Origin of the sequence: Burkholderia sp. MSMB1459WGS (assembly GCF_001534535.1) — a bacterium.
Lineage (GTDB): Bacteria > Pseudomonadota > Gammaproteobacteria > Burkholderiales > Burkholderiaceae > Burkholderia.
Genome location: NZ_LPMU01000034.1, coordinates 33280 through 55762 on the forward strand (window position 1 = coordinate 33280; position 22483 = coordinate 55762).

Sequence of the window (22483 nt, forward strand, 5' to 3'; positions counted from 1 at the left end):
GGAGCAGTCGACACGCGCCGACCATCCACGAGACAGCTCTCGCGATACGACGAGACGATATTGGAGACAACATGGAGCTTTCCGTCATCGAATCGGTCACGGCGCGCCCTGACTACCAGCAGCTCGTGCGGGCACGGCGCCGCTTCAGTTTCATGCTGACGGCGCTGATGATCGCCACGTACTACGGCTTCATCCTGCTCGTCGCGCTCGCGCCGCACGTGCTCGCCGCGCCGCTGTACCGCGGCGCGACGACGACGGTCGGGATCGCCGCGGGCGTCGCGATCATCCTCGTCGCGATCGGCCTGACCGCGTGCTACGTGCTGCGCGCGAACCGCGCGTTCGATCGCCGCGTCGACGCGATCCTGCAGCGTTCGTAACGGAGGCCGACATGCGATTCCTTTCGAGCGCGCTCGGCGCGCTGGCCGTTCTCGTTTCCTCCGCCGCCCATGCGACCGGCGTCGCCGGCCCGATGCCCGACAAGGTCGAGCTGAACCCGGTCGCGATCGGGATGTTCTTCGCGTTCGTGTTCGCGACGCTCGCGCTCACGCGCTGGGCCGCGCGCCGCACGCGCTCGACACGCGACTTCTACACGGCCGGCGGCGGCATCACCGGCCTGCAGAACGGGCTCGCGATCGCGGGCGACTACATGTCGGCCGCGTCGTTCCTCGGGCTGTCCGGCATGGTGTTCATGTTCGGCTTCGACGGCCTGATCTATTCGATCGGCTTCCTGGTGGGCTGGCCGTTCGTGATGTTCCTGATCGCCGAACCGTTGCGCAACCTCGGCAAGTTCACGTTCGTCGACGTCGTCGCGTACCGCTTCGCGCAGCGGCCGATCCGGCTGCTGACGTCCGCGAACGCGCTGACGATCGTCGTGCTGTACCTCGTCGTGCAGATGGTCGGTGCGGGCAAGCTGATCCAGTTGCTGTTCGGGCTGTCGTACGGCACGGCCGAGCTGATCGTCGGCGTGTTGATGGTGGTCTACGTGTTCTTCGGCGGGATGACCGCGACCACCTGGGTGCAGGTGATCAAGGCCGTGTTGCTGCTGCTCGGCGCGACGCTGCTCGCGTTGCTGGCGCTTGGCGAATTCGGCTTCGACATCGACGCGATGTTCCGCCGCGCGGTGGCCGTGCATCCGGGCGCGCTGTCGATCATGGGGCCGGGCAAGCTGATCCGCGATCCGGCCAATGCGCTGTCGCTCGGCATCGCGCTGATGTTCGGCACGGCCGGCTTCCCGCACATCCTGATGCGCTTCTTCACGGTGCCGAACGCGAAGGAGGCGCGCAAGTCGGTGCTCTACGCGACGGGCTTCATCGGCTATTTCTACCTGCTGACCTTCGTGATCGGCTTCTCGGCGATCGTGCTGCTCGCGCAGCATCCGGAATTCTTCCGGCTCGGCGCGAACGGCACGTTCAACCTGACGCACGACCTGCTCGGCGGCTCCAACATGGTCGCGGTGAAGCTCGCGCAGGCGGTCGGCGGCAACTGGTTCTACGGGTTCATCGCGGCCGTCACGTTCGCGACGATCCTCGCGGTGGTCGCCGGCCTGACGCTCGCGGGCGCGACGACGATCTCGCACGACCTGTACGCGCAGATGTGGGCGCGCGGCAAGCCCGACGAGCGGCTGGAAATGCGCATCTCGCGCGCGGCGACGATCGCGCTGTCGGCCGTCGCGATCGCGCTGTCGATCCTGTTCGAGCACGTGAACGTCGCGTTCATGGTCGGGCTCGTCGCGGCGGTGGCCGCGAGCGCGAATTTCCCCGTGCTCGCGATGTCGATCTTCTGGCGCGGGATGACGACGCGCGGCGCGGTGCTCGGCGGCGGCCTCGGCCTCGTGTCGGCGGTCGCGCTCACGGTGCTGTCGAAGTCGGTGTGGGTCGACGTGCTGCATCATGCGCACGCGCCGGTGTTCCTCGACAACCCGGCGCTCGTGTCGGTGCCGCTCGCGTTCGTCGGGATCGTCGTCGGCTCGCTCGCGGATCGCGGCGAGCGCGCGCGCCGCGAGCGCGACGCGTTCGCGCGGCAGGAGTTCTACGCGCAGACCGGCGTGCTCGCGAGCCGGGCCGTGCAGCACTGATTCGTCGGATCAATGTGCCCATCCGTCCGGATCGCCGGACGGATCTTTTCCGGAAATCCGGAATCCCGGATTTCCTTGCCTGCCGCATTGTGGGAAATACAATGAAAACAACGGCTTGAGGGTTTCCGGAAACCTGGCATCGACCTTGCAATATAAAGCGCATGGCCGCCCCTCGGCCTGACTATTACATCAAGGAGACAATCGATGACCAGCGCCTTCCTCCCCTGTCGGATGTTCTGAGGCATCGCTTGTTGCGGCACGGCAGCCGCGCGGGCGATTGGCTTTCTCCCGAGACATTCGCCCGCGCGCGTGACGCCGTTTCCACCGGCTCATCATCTACTTCAGCAGGAACCATCGTGAAGAAGAAACCCTTCTACAAAGTGCTCTATGTGCAGGTGATCTTCGCCATCATCGTCGGCGTGATCCTCGGCCACTACTACCCGGCGCTCGCCACCGACATGAAGCCGCTCGGCGACGGGTTCATCAAGCTGATCAAGATGGTGATCGGCCCGATCATCTTCTGTACGGTCGTCACCGGCATCGCCGGCATGGAGGACATGAAGAAGGTCGGCCGCGTCGGCGGCAAGGCGCTGCTGTACTTCGAGATCGTGTCGACCTTCGCGCTGGTGCTCGGCCTCGCGGCCACGCACCTGCTGCGACCGGGCGTCGGCTTCAACATCGATCCGGCGACGCTCGACGGCAAGGCCGTCGCGTCGTACGCGGCGAAGGCGCACGGGCAATCGACGGTCGATTTCCTGATGCACATCATCCCGAACACGATGGTCGACGCGTTCGCGCAGGGTGAAATCCTGCAGATCCTGCTGATCGCGCTGCTGTTCGGCAGCGTGCTCGCGCACCTCGGCGAGCGCGGCCGCGTGGTCACCGATTTCATCGACGGCCTGACGCGCGTGCTGTTCGGCATCGTGCACATCGTCACGAAGCTGGCCCCGATCGGCGCGTTCGGCGCGATGGCGTTCACGATCGGCAAGTACGGCGTCGGCTCGCTGGTGCCGCTGCTCAAGCTGATCGGCACGTTCTACCTGACGTCGGTCGTGTTCGTGCTCGTCGTGCTCGGCGCGATCGCGCGCTTCACCGGCTTCTCGATCATCCGCTTCGTGTCGTACATCAAGGAAGAGCTGCTGATCGTGCTCGGCACGAGCTCGTCGGAAGCCGCGCTGCCGCAGCTGATGGAAAAGCTCGAGAAGGCGGGCTGCTCGCGTTCGGTCGTCGGCCTCGTCGTGCCGACCGGCTATTCGTTCAACCTCGACGGCACCAACATCTACATGACGATGGCCGTGCTGTTCATCGCGCAGGCGACCAACATCGAGCTGACGTGGATGCAGCAACTCACGCTGCTGGCCGTCGCGATGCTGACGTCCAAGGGCGCGAGCGGCGTGACCGGCGCGGGCTTCATCACGCTCGCCGCGACGCTGGCCGTCGTGCCGACGATCCCGCTGTCGGGCATGGTGCTGATCCTCGGCATCGACCGCTTCATGAGCGAATGCCGCGCGCTGACCAACATCGTCGGCAACGGTGTCGCGACCGTCGTCGTGTCGGCGTGGGAGAAGGAGCTCGACCGCAACAAGTTGCGCCAGGCGCTGAAGGGCGGCGCCGAAGTCGCGCCGACCGAGACGGCCGGCGTCTGACGCGATGAACGAGCAGGCGGCGGCACGGCCCGCCGGCCGTGCGGCCCGCGGCGGTCGGGGCATCGGGGCGGAGGCCTATGACACAATAGGCGATCCGCATCGCCAGGAAGCCTCGACCGTGACGCGCCGCCTGCTCATCCTCGTCGTGCTCGCCGCCGCGCTCGTCGCGGCGTGCGCGCTCACGTGGACGATCACGTGGCAGCGGGGCGTCGCCGAGCTGCAGCGCAATGCCGCGGTGCGCGTCGAGCGCACCACCAACGCGCTCAAGAGCACGCTCGACCGCTACGAATCGTTGCCTTATCTGCTCGGCAGCCATCCGTACGTGCAGGATCTCCTGGCCGAGCCCAAGCGCGGCGATTACACCGCCCGCGTCAATCGTTATCTCGAAGATCTCAACGAACACGCGCACGCGACCGTCACCTACGTGATCGGCGCGGACGGCCTGTGCGTCGCCGCCAGCAACTGGCGCGCACCCGACAGCTTCGTCGGGATCGAATACCGTTTCCGCCCGTATTTCCTCGATGCGATGAACGGCCGGGTCGGCCGCTTCTTCGGGATCGGCACGATCTCGCGCGATCCCGGCTACTACATCTCGCAGCCCGTGTGGCGCGACGGCAAGATCGCGGGCGTCGTCGTCGTGAAGCTCAATCTCGAATGGTTCCAGGGCGCCGACGCGTCCGAGCCGCTCGTCGTCGTGGACGATCACGGCGTCGTGTTCCTGTCGTCCGTGCCCGCCTGGAAGTACCACACGCTGCGCCCGCTCACGGGGCCCGTCGCCGCGTCGATCTACGAAACGCGCCAGTACGCGCAGCAGCCGGTCACGCCGCTGCCGCTGCGTGTCGAGCAGACGCTCGGCGCCGATGCGGAGATCGTGCGCCTCGGTGCCGGCCGGCGCGCGCCGCGCTTTCTCGCCAGCAAGCGCCGGATCGGCGAGCCCGACTGGCTGCTCGTCACGCTCGCGCCGATCGCGCCGATCGATGCCGATGCGCGCAATGCCACGATCGTCACCGGCTTCGGCTTCGTGTCGGTCGCGCTGCTCGCGTTCTACTGGCGGATGCGCCGCGCCCGCGTGCGCGAGATGATCCGCGGCCGCGCGCTGCTGCAGCAGGCGTACGCGGAGCTGAACCGGCGCGTCGAGGAGCGGACGGCCGACCTGTCGGAGGCGAACGAGCAATTGCAGAAGGAAGTCGGCGACCGGATCCGCGCGGAGCAGGAACTGCGCGCCGCGCACGACGAACTGATCCAGGCGAGCAAGCTCGCCGCGCTCGGCCAGATGGCGGCCGGCATCACGCATGAACTGAACCAGCCGCTCGCGGCGCTGCGCAGCTTCTCGGACAACACGCGCGTGCTGCTCGATCGCGGCGAGCAGGCCGCCGCGCGCGAGAATCTCGAGGCGATCGCCGCGCTCACCGAGCGGATGGGCAAGATCACCAACCAGCTGAAGCTGTTCGTCGGCCGCGCGAAGCCGCGCAACGAGCAGGCGCTCGTCGTGCGCGCGCTGCGCAGCGTGCTGTCGCTGCTCGACGAGCGCCTGCGCGGCGTCGCGCTCACGCTGACGCTGCAGGATGCGACCGTCTCGCCCGCGCGCGACGCGCCCCTCGATCTGGCGCGCGACGCGCCCCTCGATCTGGCGCGCGACTATCCCGAACTCGTCGCGCGCTGCGAGGACCTGCGCCTCGAACAGGTGCTGATCAACCTGCTCGGCAACGCGCTCGACGCGGTGGCCGGCGTCGCGGCGCCGGCCATCGAGGTGACGATCGCGGTGTCGGCCGCGACGCTCGCGGTCGAGGTGCGCGACAACGGCTCCGGCATTGCGCCCGATTTGCTGCCGCGCCTGTTCGAGCCGTTCTTCACGACCAAGGAAATGGGGCGCGGGCTCGGGCTCGGCCTCGCGATCTCGTCGTCGATCGCGAGCGACGCAGGCGGCGCGCTGACCGCACGCAACGCACCGTCGGGCGGCGCGCTGTTCGTCTTGACGCTGCGGCGCGCCCGCACGCATCATCCGGACTCCGTGTCCGAGCCGGCGGGCTCGCATTAGCGTGAGCAGGCCCGGTCGGCGAACGACCGGCATCAACGAGAGCCGCGCGCGGCTCGTCAGGAGCAAGTGAGTACGATGGCCAACCGGCTGCAAGTGATCTATATCGAAGACGATGCGCTCGTGCGCCGGGCGAGCGTGCAGAGCCTTCAACTGGCGGGCTTCGACGTCGCCGGCTTCGAGTCGGCCGAAGCGGCCGAGAAGGCGATCGTCGCGGATACCGCCGGCGTGATCGTCAGCGACATCCGGCTGCCCGGCGCGAGCGGGCTCGACGTGCTCGCGCAGTGCCGCGAGCGCGTGCCCGACGTGCCGGTGATCCTCGTCACCGGGCACGGCGACATCTCGATGGCCGTGCAGGCGATGCGCGACGGCGCCTACGACTTCATCGAAAAGCCGTTCGCGGCCGAGCGCCTGATCGAGACGGTGCGCCGCGCGCTCGAGCGCCGCGAACTCGTGCTCGAGAATCACGCGCTGCGGCGCGAGCTGGCCGGGCAGAACGTCGTCGCGCCGCGCATCATCGGCCGCAGCCCCGCGATCGAGCAGGTGCGCAAGCTGATCGCGAACGTCGCGCCGACCGACGCGTCGGTACTGATCAACGGCGACACGGGCGCCGGCAAGGAGCTGATCGCACGCAGCCTGCACGAGTTGTCGCCGCGCCGCGACAAGCCGTTCATCGCCGTGAACTGCGGCGCGCTGCCCGAGCCGATGTTCGAGTCGGAGATGTTCGGCTACGAGCCCGGTGCGTTCACCGGCGCCGCGAAGCGGCGCGTCGGCAAGCTCGAATACGCGTCCGGCGGCACGCTGTTCCTCGACGAAATCGAAAGCATGCCGCTCGCGTTGCAGGTGAAGCTGCTGCGCGTGCTGCAGGACGGCGTGCTGGAGCGGCTCGGCTCGAACCAGCCGATCCGCGTGAACTGCCGCGTGGTCGCGGCCGCGAAGGGCGACATGAGCGAGCTCGTCGCGGCCGGCACGTTCCGGCGCGACCTGCTGTACCGGCTCAACGTCGTGACGATCGCGTTGCCGCCGCTCGCCGAGCGCCGCGAGGACATCGTGCCGCTGTTCGAGCACTTCATGCTCGATGCGGCCGTGCGCTACGGCCGGCCCGCGCCGGTGCTGACCGACCGGCAGCGCGCGAGCCTGATGCAGCGCGACTGGCCGGGCAACGTGCGCGAGCTGCGCAACGCCGCCGACCGCTTCGTGCTCGGCGTGGCCGACGTGCCGCAGCAAACAGGTGCGGGCGACGACGCCGACAACGACCAGACGCTGAAGGAGCGCGTCGAGCAATTCGAGCGCGCAGTGATCGCCCAGGCGCTGAACCAGACGGGCGGCGCGGTCGCGGCAACGGCCGACCGGCTGCATGTCGGCAAGGCGACGCTGTACGAGAAGATGAAGCGCTACGGGCTGTCGGCGAAAGGCGAAACCGAGCGCTGAAAAGCAAACGGACCGCGAAACCGGGTTGCCCGGTCATGCGGTCCGTTTCTTGCCGGCGGGGCGCGGTGCGCGCGCTTTCCGGCCGGATCCGGCGGTGCTCAGGCCGCGTTGCCGTCGAGCGCCTTCTTGAGCAGCGCGTCGAGTTCCGCGAATTGCGGCGCGCCGACGTAGCGCTTCAGGATCTTGCCGTCCTTGTCGACGACGAAGGTCGTCGGCGTGAGTTGCACGTTGCCGAACTGCTTCGCGACGCTGCCGTCGTCGAGCGCGACCTTGAACGGCAACTGGCGCGTCTGCGCGTAATTCGCGACGTACATCGGCGGATCGTAGTTCATCGCGACCGCGACGAACTCCAGCCCCTGACCCTTGAAGCGATTGTAGGTGTCGACCATCTGCGGCATTTCCTGCATGCAGGTCGCGCAGCTCGTCGCCCAGAAGTTCACGAGATAGACCTTGCCCTTCAGGTCGCCGGCGGTCGAGACTTTCTGGCCCGACAGCAGCGTGAAGGTCGCGTCCGGCACGCTGGACTTGCCGTTGAACGCGAAGAAGCCGGCGACGGCGATCGCCGCGACGACGGCGGCCGCGGCGAGGTAGCGGACGGGGCCGGCACTGCGGCGGGCGGAAGGCGTGGTGTTCATCTGGTGCTCTCGGAGTCGATGACGCTGATCGACGCAAAGGACGTCGAAATTCGGCGCTCATTTTAGCGCGAATGCGGTGCGCGCACCGGCGGCGGCCGCGCATTCCGGTTTTCCGGTTCGACGGATAATGGTGGTTTTGCCTGCCGCGATCCACGCCATGCCGAAGGAAGTCACCGATTCGTTGCGCCCCCTTTTTCGCCCGCTGCGACACTTCGCCGCGCTGGCCTGCCTGAGCGCCGCGCTGGCCGCGTGCTCGCCGTCGTACGACTGGCGCACGTTGCACAACGACGCCGGCTACACGATCGACCTGCCGGCGAAGCCGACCGTCGAGGAGCAGCCGGTGGCGCTCGGCGGTAGGTCGATGCCGATGCGGATGCAGGCCGCGCACGTCGACGGCGCGGTATTCGCGGTCGGCACGCTGACGTTGCCCGACGACCGCGACGACACACGCCGCGCGGCGCTCGAATTCCTGCGCGCAGGGCTGTCGCGCAACCTCGAAGGCGCGCCGCAGACGGCGACGGTGCCCGTGCCCCTCGCGGCCGGCGGCGCCGTGAACGGGCTCGAACTGCGCATCGCGGGTGCCGCCGCCGGCGGCGATCGCGCGCGCAAGACGATCGTCGCGCGGCTCGCCGCGCGCGGCCGGCACGCGTACCAGGCTGTCGTGATCGCCGATGGGCCGCTCGCGCAGGAGCAGCTCGACCAGTTTTTTGGTTCGTTCAAGCTGGATTGACGACGGCCGGCGAGGGCGCTCGGACACGCCGTGACAACTGAAAGTTCATTCGCAGCTTTCGACGCTAATCGCCGGATTTTGCGAGGGTTTTTCGGCTATCCACAGCGCATGTGGATAACTTTGTTGAAAAGTGGCCGGTATTTCTCGCGAAGCCGCGCGGGACGGCCTTCCGGCCTGTTTGGCCGCCCGTTCTCCTTTTGAGAAAAATCAATCGAAACAAAGGGATACGAATTCCGTCCGGCAAAGGCCGCGGCGAGCCGCGATCCGGGGCCGGATTCGCGGAATTGTGCATAAGTCAAGTCTTGACAGCATGATTTTGTCCTCCTGGGCCGCTCACAGCCCCGTCAACGCGCGCCGGTAGCGGATCGCCTCGGCGATCTGCGCGGCCGTCGGCAGCGGGTCGCCGGCCAGATCGGCGATCGTCCGCGCGACTTTCAGCACGCGGAAATACGCACGCGCCGACCAGCCGAAGCGCTCGCCGGCCTCGCGCAGCAGCCGCTCGCCTTCGTCGGTCGGCCGGCACAGGTCGTCGGTTTCGCGGCCGCTCAGCATGTGATTCGTCTTGCCCTGCCGATCGAGCTGCAGCGCACGCGCCTGCGCGACCCGGGCGGCCACCGCCGCGCTCGGTTCGCCGGGCGCCGTCGCTCGGGTCGCGAGTTCGGCCGGCGATAGCGCGGGCAGGTCGATCTGGATGTCGATGCGGTCGAGCAGCGGCCCCGACAGCTTGCGCAGATAGCGGGCGGCCACGTCCGGCGAGCAGCGGCAGCGTCCGGACGGATCGCCGTGCCAGCCGCACGGGCACGGGTTCATCGCGGCGATCAGCTGGCACGCGGCGGGGAAGTCGGCCTGCTGGGCCGCGCGCGAGATCGTGATGCGGCCGGCTTCGAGCGGCTCGCGCAGCATTTCCAGTACGTGCCGGTCGAATTCCGGCAGTTCGTCGAGAAACAGCACGCCGAGGTGCGCGAGCGTGATTTCCCCCGGCTGCGGCGGATTGCGGCCGCCGACCAGCGCGGCGGCGCTCGACGAGTGATGCGGCGCGCGGAACGGCCGGCGGCGCCACTGCGCGGGCGAGAAGCCGAGCCGGCTCGCGGACAGCAGCGCGGCCGAGGTCAGCGCCTCGTCGTCGGTCAGCGGCGGCAGCAAGCCGGCCAGCCGTGCCGCCAGCATCGACTTGCCGGCCCCCGGCGGGCCGACCATCAGCATGTGATGGCCGCCCGCGGCGGCGACTTCCAGCGCGCGTCGCGCGCCGCGCTGGCCGATGACGTCCGCGAGATCGGGCGCGGCGGGTGCCGGCAGGCCGTCGAGACAGGGCGCGGCGACCGGCGCGAGCCGCCCGTCCGGCGCATCGGCGAGGTGCGCGCACAGCGCCGGCAGGTCGCGCGCACCGAATACGGTCACGCCCGGTACGAGCGCGGCCTCGGCGGCGCTGTCGAGCGGCAGGTACAGCTCGGGCGGGCGCGATGTCGCGCTCGAATCGCGCGGGGCGCCGGGATCCACGCTGCCGGCCAGGCCCGCGCCGGATTCCTCCGCACGCCGGTCCCGCGCGGCGCCGCACGCCATCGCGAACGCGCCGCGCATCGGCCGCAGCGCGCCCGTCAGCGACAGCTCGCCCGCGAATTCGCGGCCGGCCAGCGCGTCGGCCGGGATCTGGCCGTTCGCGGCGAGAATGCCGAGCGCGATCGGCAGATCGAAGCGGCCCGATTCCTTCGGAAGGTCGGCCGGCGCGAGATTGACGGTGATGCGGCGCACCGGGAATTCGAACCCGCAGTTCTGCAGCGCGGCGCGCACGCGCTCGCGGCTTTCGCGGACTTCGAGATCGGGCAGCCCGACGATCGAGAACGACGGCAACCCGTTGGCGAGATGGACTTCGACGGTGACGTCCGGCGCGCGGCCGGAGGCGGGCGCGCGACTGCGCACCACGGCGAGCGACATGGCGAGGCTCCTGTAAACAGGCGGACGACGGCCGTTCGGGGCCGCATGCCGCGGGACGCGGAGGAATCGGATGCGCGCTTGCCGGCGTGGCGCGGAGAAAGAACGAGGTGCTGCGGAACGACTAACTGCGAAGAGCGACGGACTGCGAAGAGCGACGAACTACGAAGAGCGATGAACTACGAAGAGCGATGGACGACGAAGAGGGGCTGCGAAGAACGACCGACGATGAAGTGCGGCGGAGCGGCTTCGGGGTGGCGGGCGCGAGCCGCACGAGGCGGCCCGCGCCCGGACCTTGCGGCCGGGTGGGGCGTCAGGCCTGCGGGGCGGCGAGCTTCTGCTCGAGTTCCGCGACGCGCTTTTCGAGCTCCTCGAGGCGCACGCGGGTGCGGGCGAGCACCTGTGCCTGCGTATCGAATTCCTCGCGCGTGACGAGATCGAGCTTCGAGAAGCCTTGCGACAGCATGGCCTTCACGTTGCGCTCGACGTCCTTGGCCGGCGAGTTTTTCAGCAAATCGCTGACGCGCGACTGCAGATCGTTGAAAACGTCGCTGGGTTGCTTCATGTGATTCCCCTTCCTTGCACAAAAAATGTGCATCTTCAGTTGCATACGTGCCCATGATGCACGCATGACCGGAAATGGTGCGCGCGGGGCGCGAATTCCGGGCATGGCGCCCGCATGGGTGAATGGCCCGGCGATCCGGGACGTGCGTGCACTCTAGCAACGATCCTTTCGCCGCGCCAGCAAACCGGGCCATGTTGGCCATTCGGCCGGGCTTTCGCGCCTTACGTGGCGGGATGCGACCCCGTTCCGGAGCCCTTCGAGACGGTGCTCGGACCAACATGGCATGCGAGTTGCTGAGAAGAGTCCGTCACAACATTCCAACTCATCCGACGGGACAACCCAGCGAGAGGACTTCATGAAACTCATTACCGCAATCATCAAGCCGTTCAAGCTCGATGAGACGCGCGAAGCGCTGTCGGCGCTCGGCGTCTCGGGCATCACGGTGACGGAGGTCAAAGGGTTCGGGCGCCAGAAGGGGCACACCGAGCTGTACCGCGGCGCCGAGTACGTGGTCGATTTCCTGCCGAAGATGAAGATCGAGGCGGCCGTGTCCGACGATCTCGTCGACCAGGCGGTGGAAGCGATCGAGCGGGCCGCGCGCACGGGCAAGATCGGCGACGGCAAGATCTTCGTCACGCCGATCGAACAAGTGATCCGGATTCGCACCGGGGAGACAGGCGCGGACGCGCTGTAACAGAACAGACAAGACAAGCGACAAGAGGAAACCCAAGATGCGCAAACTTCTGATGTCCCTGCTGATGGCCGGCTCGCTGATCGCGGCTGGCGTCGGCTCCGCGCTCGCCGACGACGCGGCGTCCGCCGCGGCTGGTTCCACTGCGGCTGCTTCCGCGCCCGCTGCCGCCGCTTCCGACGCATCGGCTGCCGCCGCACCGGCCGCTTCGGCGCCGGCCGCCGACGCATCCGCCGCCGCCGCTGCCGCACCCGCTTCGGGCGCGGCCGACGCATCGGCCGCGGCTTCTGCCGCCGCCGCACCGGCGGCGCCCACCGCGCCGTTCTCGGTCGATTCGTCGAAGATCAGCGCGGGCGACACCGCGTGGATGCTCACGTCCACCGCGCTCGTGCTGTTCATGACGATCCCCGGCCTCGCGCTGTTCTACGCGGGTATGGTCCGCAAGAAGAACGTGCTCGCGACCGTGATGCAAAGCTTCGCGATCACCGCGCTGATCACGGTGCTGTGGACGGTGGTCGGCTACAGCCTCGCGTTCACGCCGGGCAACGGCTTCATCGGCGGCCTGTCGCGCGTGTTCCTGCACGGCATGAGCTACATCAAGGGCGACAAGGCGACGACGCTGACGGTCAGCCATCTCGCGTCGACGATTCCGGAATCGGTGTACTTCGTCTACCAGATGACGTTCGCGATCATCACGCCGGCGCTGATCTGCGGTGCATTCGCCGATCGCATGAAGTTCTCGGCGATGCTCGTGTTCATGACGCTCTGGTCGCTGATCGTCTACGTGCCGATCGCGCACATGGTGTGGGAGCCGACCGGCTGGCTGTCGGCGGACGGCGTGCTCGACTTCGCGGGCGGCACCGTGGTGCACATCAACGCCGGTATCGCGGGCCTGATGTCGTGCCTGGTGCTCGGCAAGCGCGTCGGCTACGGGCGTGAATCGATGGCGCCGCACAACCTCGTGCTGACGATGATCGGCGCGTCGATGCTGTGGGTCGGCTGGTTCGGCTTCAACGCGGGTTCCGCGGTCGCGGCCGACGGCCGTGCCGGCTTCGCGATGCTGACGACGCAGGTCGCGACGGCCTGCGCGGCGCTCGGCTGGATGTTTGCCGAATGGATCGCGAAGGGCAAGCCGTCGGTGCTCGGCATCGTGTCGGGCGCGGTCGCGGGTCTGGTGGCGATCACGCCGGCGGCCGGCTTCGTCGGCGTGGCGGGCGCGCTCGTGATCGGTATCGCGGCGGGCGTCGTGTGCTTCTGGTCGGCGACGTGGCTCAAGTCGAAGCTCGGCTACGACGATTCGCTCGACGCGTTCGGCGTGCACGGCGTGGGCGGGATTCTCGGCGCACTGCTGACCGGCGTATTCGCGGTCAAGGACATCGGCGGCATGGACGGCAGCCTGCTGCTGCAGGCGAAGGGCGTGCTGATCACGCTCGTGTACAGCGGCGTGCTGAGCTTCGTGCTGCTGAAGCTGATCGATCTGACGATCGGCTTGCGCGTGTCCGAAGAGGAAGAGCGCGAAGGCCTCGACGTGGTGCTGCACGGCGAGCACGTGGAATAAGTCACACGAACCACGGCGGGCCGCCGCGACGACGGCGCCCGCCCCGAATGAGCGCAGCGACTTCGGCCCGCCTACCCGGCGGGCTTTTTTTCTCCTGACGCGTGCTGCCGTAGCGGATAACCCTTCACTCTATCGGGTCAATAGCCGAAAACTTCCTCCATATCCTTGTGAAGCCGGGAACAATCCCCAAATGGGCAAGGCAATTGCTCTACAATCTTCATTCTCCCGCTCGCGAGTGATTCATGGTTCCCCACCTCGTTACCGCGTTGAACGGTCCGCTGCTCGAACTCGAGCAGAAGATCCTCGACGCGACGCCTGCGATCGAACGCTGGTTCAGGCTCGAATGGCAGGAACACACCCCGCCGTTCTATTGTTCGGTGGACCTGCGCAATGCCGGCTTCAAACTGGCGCCCGTCGACGCGAACCTGTTTCCCGGCGCTTTCAACAATTTGCCGTCCGAAGTGCTGCCGCTTGCCGTGCAGGCCGCGATGGCCGCGATCGAGAAGATCTGCCCGGACGCGAAGAATCTGCTCGTGATTCCCGAGCTGCCGACCCGCAACGCGTTCTACCTGGAAAACGTCGCGCGCCTCGCGACGATCATGCGCCAGGCCGGCCTGAACGTGCGTTTCGGCTCGCTCGACCCCAGCATCACCGACATGACGCCGATCACGCTGGCCGACGGCCAGAAGATCGTGCTCGAACCGCTCGAGCGTTCGCAGCGCCGCCTCGGCCTGAAGAATTTCGATCCGTGCTCGATCCTGCTGAACAACGACCTGTCGGCCGGCATCCCGGCCGTGCTGGAAAACCTGCACGAACAGTACCTGCTGCCGCCGCTGCACGCGGGCTGGGCCGTGCGCCGCAAGTCGACGCACTTCGCGTGCTACGACGACGTCGCGAAGAAGTTCGCGAAGATGGTCGGCGTCGATCCGTGGATGGTGAATCCGTATTTCGCGCACGTGGAAGGCGTCGACTGGCAGGCGCATGAAGGCGAGCAGGCGCTCGCCGACGCGATCGACGGCGTGCTGAAGAAAATCGCGCGCAAGTATCGCGAATACGGGATCAGCGAGAAACCGTACGTCGTCGTGAAGGCCGACGCGGGCACCGCGGGCCGCGGCGTGATGACCGTGCACGACGCGGCCGAGATCGGCCGCATGACGAAGGCCGAGCGCGCGCAGATGGCCGAATCGAAGGCCGGCCTCGCGGTGCGCGACGTGATCGTGCAGGAAGGCGTCTACACGTTCGAGCGCGTCGGCGACGAGGTGGCCGAGCCGGTCGTGTACATGATCGACCGCTACGTGGTCGGCGGCTTCTACCGCACGCACGGCGGCCGCGAGCGCGACCAGAACCTGAACGCGCCCGGCATGCACTACGTGCCGCTCGGCTTCGAGCACACCGCGCTGCCGGATGCCGGCGCGAAGCCGGGCGCCGCGCCGCCGAACCGTTTCTACATGTACGGCGTCGTCGCGCGGCTGTCGCTGATCGCGTCGTCGATCGAACTGGAAAAGACCGACCCCGAAGCCATCCAGGTGTAACGGACCTTCGCTACGTACAGGACCCGCATGGACATTCTTTTTATCGCCGACCCGCTCGAGCATTTCAAGATCTACAAGGATTCGACCTACGCGATGATGGCGGAGGCCGCTCGGCGCGGGCATGCGGTGTACGCGTGCGAACCGCGCCACCTCGCGTGGACGGGCTCGGCCGTCGAGGCCGACGTGCGGCGCATCACGTTCGTCGGCGAACTGGACGACCTGCATCGCGATACCTGGTTCGACGCGGGTCCGGTCGATGCGCGCCGTCTCGAATCGTTCGGCGCGGTGCTGATGCGCAAGGATCCGCCGTTCGACATGGAGTACGTGACGTCGACGTGGCTGCTCGAGCTGGCCGAGCGCGCCGGCGCGCGCGTGTTCAACCGGGCGCAGTCGATCCGCGACCATTCGGAGAAGCTCGCGATCGGCGAATTTCCGCAGTTCGTCGCGCCGACGCTCGTCACGCGCGACGCGAAGCGGCTGCGCGCGTTCCATGCCGAGCACGGCGACGTGATCCTGAAGCCGCTCGACGGAATGGGCGGGATGGGCGTGTTCCGCGTGAAGCCCGACGGCATGAATCTCGGCTCGATCGTCGAGATGCTGAGCCACGACGGCACGCGCTCGGTGATGGCGCAGAAGTTCATCCCCGAGATCAAGGCCGGCGACAAGCGCATCCTGCTGATCGGCGGCGAGCCGGTGCCGTATTCGCTCGCGCGGATTCCGCAGGGCAGCGAGGTGCGTGGCAATCTCGCCGCAGGCGGGCTCGGCGTCGCGCAGCCGTTGACGGCCCGCGACCGCGAGATCGCCGCAACGCTCGGGCCCGTGCTTGCGTCGCGCGGGCTGCTGCTGGTCGGCCTCGACGCGATCGGCGACTGGCTGACCGAGGTGAACGTCACGAGCCCGACGTGCTTCCGCGAGATCATGGAGCAGACGGGCTTCGACGTCGCCGCGATGTTCATCGACGCGCTGGAGCGTGCGGCCGCGTAGGCCGCCTTCCGCGCAACCCCGGCGGCGGCCGCGCAGGCCCCCCGTCGCCGGAGCCGCCTGACCGGCCTGCTACAATGCCCGCTTGCCCGGTGCCGCGATCGGCGCACCGAAGGCCCGGCGGTCGGGCCGACACTGTTGCAAGGCTGAACATGAAACGTTCCCCACACTCGCTACGCTCATTGCCCCGCCGCGGGGTATCGGCCCGCCAGGGGCGGCCGGGAGCGATCTGACATGGCCGGGATTCTGATCATCGCGCACGCGCCGCTCGCCACCGCGCTGCGGGACTGCATCGCGCACATCTACGGCGGCGTGCCCGCCCGCATCGGCTGCATCGACGTGATGGCGGACAGCGATCCGGCCCAGGTGATGGCGTTCGCGCACGCGGAACTCGCGCGGCTCCGGGAAGACAACGGCGTGGTCGTGCTGACCGACATGTACGGCGCGACGCCCGCGAACATCGCGGGCCAGCTCGCGAAGCTCGACAACGTGCGCGTGCTCGCGGGTGTGAACCTGCCGATGCTCGTGCGGGCCGTCTGCTACCGCACCGTGCCGCTCGACAAGCTGGTCGACAAGGCGCTGTCCGGCGGCGCGAAGGGCGTCCACGAGGTGTCGGCCGGCACGCCGCCGCCGCCGTCGGAAACCGGTTGCGGCCAGTGCGCGCCGATTCCGCCCGAACCGCAGCCCCGCACCGAATCGCACTGAGCCTCCGTTTTCCGTTTTAGACCGACCCGCCGGCGCGCGCCGCCGGCGGTCCCGACCGACCCGACCGAGAATCATGCTTCAACAAGAAACCACCATCGTCAATAAATTGGGGCTCCATGCGCGCGCATCGGCCAAGCTTACGCAACTGGCCGGCAACTTCCAGTCGGAAGTCTGGATGACACGCAACGGGCGCAAGATCAACGCGAAGAGCATCATGGGTGTGATGATGTTGGCGGCCGGCATCGGCAGCACCGTGACGATCGAGACCGACGGGCCCGACGAGCGGGAAGCGATGGACGCGCTGCTGAAGCTGATCGCCGACAAGTTCGGCGAAGGCCAGTGAGCGCGACGCGGAATCATTGCCGTTTCCAGTCAGAATGCCGCGGATACCGCGGCATTTTTTTCGTCGGAAGCATTGATGCGGAATGCGCAATGCTGCGCTGCATGCAGTCAGCGGGGAGTCGCGGAATTTATAATCGCTAACCGGGGTCATAAGCGCATCGCAGCAGTGTGCCGCGGCTTTACTTGTACAGAGGAGGTGCGCGTGTCCTTCACGCTGCATGGCATTCCCGTCTCACGAGGTATCGCGATCGGGCGAGCCTATCTGATCGCGCCGGCGGCGCTCGACGTCGCCCATTACCTGATCGAGGCCAACCAGACCGACGCCGAAGTGGAGCGATTCCGCACGGCGCGCGACGTCGTGCGTCGCGAGCTCGAAGCGCTGCGCGCCGACCTGACCGACGACACGCCGAGCGAAGTCGGCGCATTCATCGACGTCCACACGATGATCCTGAGCGACGAGATGCTCGTGCAGGAAACCATCGACCTGATCCGCACGCGCCGCTACAACGTCGAATGGGCGCTGACCGAGCAACTCGAACTGCTGACGCGCCATTTCGACGACATCGAGGACGAATACCTGCGCGAGCGCAAGGCCGACATCGAGCAGGTGGTCGAGCGCGTGCTGAAGGCGCTCGCCGGTGCGCCGTCCGCGTCGCAGGCGCTCGACGGCGCGGCCAGGAACGGCACGAACGAGATGATCGTCGTCGCGCACGACATCGCGCCGGCCGACATGATGCAGTTCAAGACGCAGTCGTTCCAGGCGTTCGTCACCGATCTCGGCGGCCGCACGTCGCACACGGCGATCGTCGCTCGCAGCCTCGGCATTCCGGCCGCGGTCGGCGTGCAGCATGCGAGTTCGCTGATCCGCCAGGACGACCTGATCATCGTCGACGGCGACCAGGGCATCGTGATCGTCGATCCCGCGCCGATCGTCCTCGAGGAATATTCGTACCGCCAGTCCGAGAAGGTGCTGGAGCAACGCAAGCTGCAGCGCCTGAAGTTCTCGCCGACGCAAACGCTGTGCGGCACGAAGATCGACCTGTACGCGAACATCGAGCTGCCCGACGACGCGAAGGCGGCCGTCGAGGCCGGCGCGGTCGGCGTTGGCCTGTTCCGCTCCGAGTTCCTGTTCATGCATCAGAAGGAGATGCCGGAAGAGGAAGAGCAGTTCGCCGCGTACAAGCGCGCCGTCGAGTGGATGAAGGGCATGCCGGTGACGATCCGCACGATCGACGTCGGCGCGGACAAGCCGCTCGAGGCGCTCGACGAAGGCTACGAAACGGCGCCGAACCCGGCGCTCGGCCTGCGCGCGATCCGCTGGAGCCTGTCCGAGCCGCAGATGTTCCTCACGCAGTTGCGCGCGATCCTGCGCGCGTCCGCGTTCGGCCAGGTGAAGATCCTGATCCCGATGCTCGCGCACGCGCAGGAGATCGACCAGACGCTCGACCTGATTCGCGAGGCGAAGCGCCAGCTCGACGACGCGGGGCTCGCGTACGATCCGAACGTGCGCCTCGGCGCGATGATCGAGATCCCGGCCGCGGCGATCGCGCTGCCGCTGTTCCTGAAGCGCTTCGATTTCCTGTCGATCGGCACGAACGACCTGATCCAGTACACGCTCGCGATCGATCGCGCCGACAACGCGGTCGCGCACCTGTACGACCCGCTGCATCCGGCCGTGCTGCACCTGATCGCGTACACGTTGCGCGAAGCGAAGCGCGCGGGCGTGTCGGTGTCGGTGTGCGGGGAGATGGCGGGCGACCCGGCGCTCACGCGCCTGTTGCTCGGGATGGGGCTCACCGAATTCTCGATGCACCCGAGCCAGTTGCTCGTCGTGAAGCAGGAGATCCTGCGCGCACACCTGAAGGCGCTCGAGAAGCCGACGGCCGACGTGCTGGCTGCGTTCGAGCCGGAAGAAGTGCAGGCGGCGCTGCAGCGGCTGTCGGTCGCCGAGCCGCGGGCGGATGCGGCTGCCTAGGCGTTCTTGCCGCCGCTAACCATGGCGAAACGTCACGCATGCGCGGCCTGGCGCATGCCCGTCGCGCGTCAGTGCCGGCCCCTGCATACCGGGCAATCGGCCTGGCGCGCGATTTTCATCGTCGTCCATTCCATCCGCAGCGAATCGAGCATCATCAACCGCCCGTTCAGCGTCTTGCCGATGCCGCCGATCACGCGCAGCGCCTCGGCCGCCTGCATCGCGCCGATGATCCCGACGGTCGGCGCGAACACGCCCATCGTCGCGCACGCGACTTCCTCGAACGGCTGGTCTTCCGGGAACACGCACGCATAGCAGGGCGCGGCCGCGTCGCGGAAGTCGAACGTGCTGATCTGGCCGTCGAAGCGCAGCGCGGCGCCCGACACGAGCGGCACGCCGTGCGCGACGCACGCGCGGTTGATCGCGTGCCGCGTCGCGAAATTGTCGGTGCAGTCGAGCACGACGCTCGCATGCGGCACGTGGGCATCGAGCCACGCATCGTCGACGCGCGCCGCGACCGCGTTCACCGTCACCTCGGGGTTCAGTTGCACGAGCGCGTCGCGCCCCGATTCGACCTTGCTGCGACCGACCGATGCCGTCACGTGCAGGATCTGCCGCTGCAGGTTCGTGAGATCGACCGTATCGGCGTCGACGAGCGTGAGTGTGCCGACCCCCGATGCCGCGAGATACATCGCGGCCGGCGAGCCGAGGCCGCCCGCGCCGACGACGATCGCATGCGCGTCGAGAAAGCGCTGTTGCGCGTCGATGCCGATTTCGTCGACGAGGATGTGGCGGGAGTAGCGAAGGAGTTGATCGTCGTTCATGGGGGCTCGTGAGCGAGGCGGGCGGACGTTCGTTATTTTAGGCGCGCATGAAAAACGGGCCATCGCGGTCTTCCCGCGATGGCCCGTCGGATGCCGGCCGGCGCTTACTTCGGCGCGGATGCCGGCTTCGGTGCGGATGCCGGCTTCGGTGCGGATGCCGGCTTCGGTGCGGATGCCGGCTTCGCGGCGCTCGCGCCCGATGCCTTCGCGGCCGCGGCGGCCTTGCCGGCCGGGCTCTTCGTCACGCTCTCGGCGAGCAGCGATTTCGATTCCTGGACCGGCTTGCCTTCGAGCTTGTTGAGCGCCTGCTGCATCATGAAGTCGTCGGCGCTGCCGAACTCGATCGGCTTGCGATCGCGATCCTTCTGGCGCTGCTCCGGCGTCTTCTTGTCGTTCTGCTCTTCGAGGACGCGTAGCTGATCCATCCGGCGCTGATCGCGCTCTTCCTGCTCCTTCTTCTCGTTCGGGTCCTGCGTGTTCGCGAGGTGGTTCGAATAGTCGACCTCGCGCGTGACGAGCACGTCGTCCGGATCGCCGTCCGCGTACTGATCGACCGGCACGTCCGGCGTGATGCCCTTGTTCTGGATCGAACGGCCGCTCGGCGTGTAGTAGTACGCGGTGGTCAGGCGCAGCGCGGTGTCGGCCGTCATCGGGCGGACCGTCTGCACCGAGCCCTTGCCGAACGTCGTCTTGCCCATGATCTGCGCGCGCTTCGAATCCTGCAGCGCACCGGCGACGATTTCCGACGCGGACGCCGAATACGCGTTCGTCAGCACGATCATCGGCACGGTCTTGAAGATCGGCGGCAGGTTCTTCAGCGGATCGCCGTCGAAGGACGGCAGGCGATAGTTGTCGTACGTATCGCGGTAGACCTGCTTCGAATCGGGGATCTGGCCGTTGGTCGACACGACGACCGAGTCGGGCGGCAGGAACGCGCCGGCCACGCCGACCGCGCTCTGCAGCAGGCCGCCGCCGTTGTTGCGCAGGTCGAGGATGAGGCCCTTCAGATTCGGTTGCTGGCGCGCGATGTCCTGCAGCTTCTGCGCGAGATCCGGCGTCGTGCGCTCCTGGAAGCTCGTGATGCGGACATACGCGTAGCCCGGATCGAGCATCTTCATCTTCACGCTCTGGACCTTGATGATCGCGCGCGTGACCGTGACCGGGAACGTGCGGTCGTCGCTCTTGCGGAAGATCGTCAGCGTGACCTTGGTACCCGGCTCGCCGCGCATCTGCTTCACGGCCTTGTCGAGCGTCATGCCGCGCACCGGCTTGTCGTTGATGCGGGTGATCAGGTCGCCCGGACGGATGCCGGCGCGGAACGCGGGGGTATCCTCGATCGGCGAGATCACCTTGACGAGGCCGTCTTCCTGCGAGATCTCGATGCCGAGGCCGGCGAAGCGGCCCTTCGTCTGTTCCTGGAGCTCGTCATAGTCGGTCTTGTCGAGGAACGACGAGTGCGGATCGAGGCTCGACACCATGCCCTTGATCGCGGCCGTCAGCAGCTTCTTGTCGTCGACCGGTTCGACGTACTCGCGCTTGATCTGCCCGAATACTTCCGCGAACAGGCGGAGCTGGTCGAGGGGAAGCGGCGCCGTGGCGGTCTGCTCGGCCGATGCGGAAACCTGCAGCGTGGCGAACACGCCCGTGGCGAGGCCCGCGGCAATCAGGCCGATGTTCTTCAAATTCATTCGCATAGAGATCTGGTGCGGTCGGGAAGCGCGTGGCGGTAGCGGGGATGTAGCGGACAAGTATAACTGTTCGTCCGATAACTCAGTGGAACGGCGCGAAAAGCGTCGAAAAGGCCGCAGAGGGCCCGGCGAGGCACCGCCGGGCGCGCTGCGGGGTTCGAAAGCGGATTCGACCGCGGCAGGGCCGCGAAGGTTCGCGCGGCGTGCGGCCCAGGGGTTCGAGGCCGGGCCCGGCACGCCGCGGCGGAACGCGGCTTGCCCGCCGCGCCGGGCGTCAGCCCGCCTTGCCCTGCTTCGCGACGGCGGCCTGCGCCTGCGCGATCGCTTCCTGGTCGCCGAGGTAATAGTGCGTGATCGGCTTCAGGTTCTCGTCGAGTTCGTAGACGAGCGGCACGCCGTTCGGGATGTTCAGGCCGACGATGTCGCTGTCCGAGATGCCGTCGAGATACTTGATCAGCGCGCGCAGCGAATTGCCGTGCGCGGCGATCAGCACCTGCTTGCCGGCGCGCACCGCCGGCGCGATCGATTCGTTCCACAGCGGCAGCACGCGCGCGACCGTGTCCTTCAGGCACTCGGTGAGCGGCAATTGCTCGCGCGGCACCTTCGCATAGCGCGGATCGTCGAACGGCGCGCGCTCGTCGGTCGGCTCGAGCGCGGGCGGCGGCGTGTCGTAGCTGCGGCGCCACACGAGCACCTGCTCGTCGCCGAACTTCGCGGCCGTTTCCGCCTTGTTCAGGCCCGACAGCGCGCCGTAGTGGCGCTCGTTCAGGCGCCACGAGTGGACGACCGGCAGGTACATCAGATCCATCTTGTCCTGCACGTGCCACAGCGTGCGGATCGCGCGCTTGAGCACCGACGTATACGCGATGTCGAACGTGTAGCCGGCCTCCTTGAGCAATTCGCCGGCCTGGTAGGCCTCGTTGCGACCCTGTTCGGTCAGGTCGACGTCGACCCAGCCGGTGAAGCGGTTTTCCTTGTTCCACGTCGATTCGCCGTGGCGGATGAGAACGAGTTTGTACATGGATCTGCGGTCGGTAGTGAAGGGAAGCGGGGCGCGTCGCGCGGCGCCCGGACCGGGCCCGCCATCGCGCAAGGCGGTTATTTTATAATGGCGGGATTGTCCTCATCCGATTTCTCTTCTTTCG

Annotated in this window: 19 protein-coding genes; 13 read left to right on the top strand and 6 right to left on the bottom strand. The window is 67.7% G+C overall.

What is annotated here, in order from left to right; translation table 11 throughout:
- Nucleotides 1-71 precede the first annotated feature (71 nt).
- The 5 genes from WT97_RS13460 to WT97_RS13480 all read left to right on the top strand — a co-directional run bounded on the left by WT97_RS13460 (nt 72) and on the right by WT97_RS13480 (nt 7186).
- Nucleotides 72-377, top strand: a complete 306-nt coding sequence (locus tag WT97_RS13460) for a DUF485 domain-containing protein (RefSeq protein WP_034208474.1) — start codon at nt 72-74, stop codon at nt 375-377.
- An 11-nt stretch (nt 378-388) separates the two neighbouring features.
- Nucleotides 389-2074 (top strand): cation acetate symporter, encoded by a 1686-nt coding sequence (locus tag WT97_RS13465; protein WP_060353615.1) that lies wholly within the window; start codon nt 389-391, stop codon nt 2072-2074.
- 356 nt (nt 2075-2430) lie between these two features.
- Nucleotides 2431-3720, top strand: coding sequence for a dicarboxylate/amino acid:cation symporter (locus tag WT97_RS13470; RefSeq protein ID WP_059506547.1), 1290 nt, complete (start codon nt 2431-2433; stop codon nt 3718-3720).
- A gap of 4 nt (nt 3721-3724) precedes the next feature.
- Complete coding sequence (locus WT97_RS13475; RefSeq protein ID WP_060353616.1) at nt 3725-5758, top strand: ATP-binding protein; 2034 nt, start codon at nt 3725-3727, stop codon at nt 5756-5758.
- Nucleotides 5759-5833: 75 nt separating this feature from the next.
- Nucleotides 5834-7186 (top strand): sigma-54 dependent transcriptional regulator, encoded by a 1353-nt coding sequence (locus WT97_RS13480; protein ID WP_059506693.1) that lies wholly within the window; start codon nt 5834-5836, stop codon nt 7184-7186.
- Nucleotides 7187-7284: 98 nt separating this feature from the next.
- Here the strand turns inward: WT97_RS13480 and WT97_RS13485 are convergent, their stop codons facing one another.
- Complete coding sequence (locus WT97_RS13485) at nt 7285-7821, bottom strand: peroxiredoxin (protein WP_034208469.1); 537 nt, start codon at nt 7819-7821, stop codon at nt 7285-7287.
- 157 nt (nt 7822-7978) lie between these two features.
- On the opposite strand from WT97_RS13485, the gene WT97_RS13490 reads away from it, so the two are divergent.
- The gene (locus WT97_RS13490) at nt 7979-8551 is read left to right on the top strand and encodes a hypothetical protein (RefSeq protein ID WP_059506550.1); all 573 of its coding nucleotides are present in this window, start codon (nt 7979-7981) and stop codon (nt 8549-8551) included.
- Between the two features lie 333 nt (nt 8552-8884).
- Here the strand turns inward: WT97_RS13490 and WT97_RS13495 are convergent, their stop codons facing one another.
- Nucleotides 8885-10483 (bottom strand): YifB family Mg chelatase-like AAA ATPase, encoded by a 1599-nt coding sequence (locus WT97_RS13495; RefSeq protein ID WP_060353617.1) that lies wholly within the window; start codon nt 10481-10483, stop codon nt 8885-8887.
- A 310-nt stretch (nt 10484-10793) separates the two neighbouring features.
- On the bottom strand, nt 10794-11045 hold the full coding sequence (locus WT97_RS13500) for an accessory factor UbiK family protein (protein ID WP_006489451.1): 252 nt from the start codon (nt 11043-11045) through the stop codon (nt 10794-10796).
- Nucleotides 11046-11400: 355 nt separating this feature from the next.
- Between WT97_RS13500 and WT97_RS13505 the strand changes: the two genes are divergently transcribed.
- The 7 genes from WT97_RS13505 to ptsP all read left to right on the top strand — a co-directional run bounded on the left by WT97_RS13505 (nt 11401) and on the right by ptsP (nt 18829).
- Nucleotides 11401-11739, top strand: coding sequence for a P-II family nitrogen regulator (locus WT97_RS13505; protein WP_006398175.1), 339 nt, complete (start codon nt 11401-11403; stop codon nt 11737-11739).
- A gap of 37 nt (nt 11740-11776) precedes the next feature.
- Complete coding sequence (locus WT97_RS13510; protein ID WP_059795479.1) at nt 11777-13294, top strand: ammonium transporter; 1518 nt, start codon at nt 11777-11779, stop codon at nt 13292-13294.
- A gap of 242 nt (nt 13295-13536) precedes the next feature.
- Nucleotides 13537-14826 carry a glutamate--cysteine ligase gene (gene gshA, locus WT97_RS13515; protein ID WP_034208466.1) on the top strand — a complete coding sequence of 430 codons (1290 nt, stop codon included), beginning with the start codon at nt 13537-13539 and terminating at the stop codon, nt 14824-14826.
- A 27-nt stretch (nt 14827-14853) separates the two neighbouring features.
- Nucleotides 14854-15810, top strand: a complete 957-nt coding sequence (gshB, locus tag WT97_RS13520; protein ID WP_059795481.1) for a glutathione synthase — start codon at nt 14854-14856, stop codon at nt 15808-15810.
- Nucleotides 15811-16041: 231 nt separating this feature from the next.
- Nucleotides 16042-16512, top strand: coding sequence for a PTS sugar transporter subunit IIA (locus tag WT97_RS13525; RefSeq protein WP_034208464.1), 471 nt, complete (start codon nt 16042-16044; stop codon nt 16510-16512).
- Between the two features lie 73 nt (nt 16513-16585).
- Nucleotides 16586-16855 carry an HPr family phosphocarrier protein gene (locus WT97_RS13530; protein ID WP_059506557.1) on the top strand — a complete coding sequence of 90 codons (270 nt, stop codon included), beginning with the start codon at nt 16586-16588 and terminating at the stop codon, nt 16853-16855.
- Between the two features lie 201 nt (nt 16856-17056).
- The gene (gene ptsP, locus WT97_RS13535) at nt 17057-18829 is read left to right on the top strand and encodes a phosphoenolpyruvate--protein phosphotransferase (protein ID WP_059506695.1); all 1773 of its coding nucleotides are present in this window, start codon (nt 17057-17059) and stop codon (nt 18827-18829) included.
- A gap of 68 nt (nt 18830-18897) precedes the next feature.
- On the opposite strand, the gene WT97_RS13540 is transcribed toward ptsP, so the two are convergent.
- The 3 genes from WT97_RS13540 to gpmA form a co-directional block, all read right to left on the bottom strand.
- On the bottom strand, nt 18898-19650 hold the full coding sequence (locus tag WT97_RS13540) for a molybdopterin-synthase adenylyltransferase MoeB (protein WP_059795482.1): 753 nt from the start codon (nt 19648-19650) through the stop codon (nt 18898-18900).
- 104 nt (nt 19651-19754) lie between these two features.
- Nucleotides 19755-21344, bottom strand: a complete 1590-nt coding sequence (locus WT97_RS13545; RefSeq protein WP_060353618.1) for a S41 family peptidase — start codon at nt 21342-21344, stop codon at nt 19755-19757.
- 268 nt (nt 21345-21612) lie between these two features.
- On the bottom strand, nt 21613-22359 hold the full coding sequence (gene gpmA / locus WT97_RS13550; RefSeq protein ID WP_059506563.1) for a 2,3-diphosphoglycerate-dependent phosphoglycerate mutase: 747 nt from the start codon (nt 22357-22359) through the stop codon (nt 21613-21615).
- Nucleotides 22360-22483 lie beyond the last annotated feature (124 nt).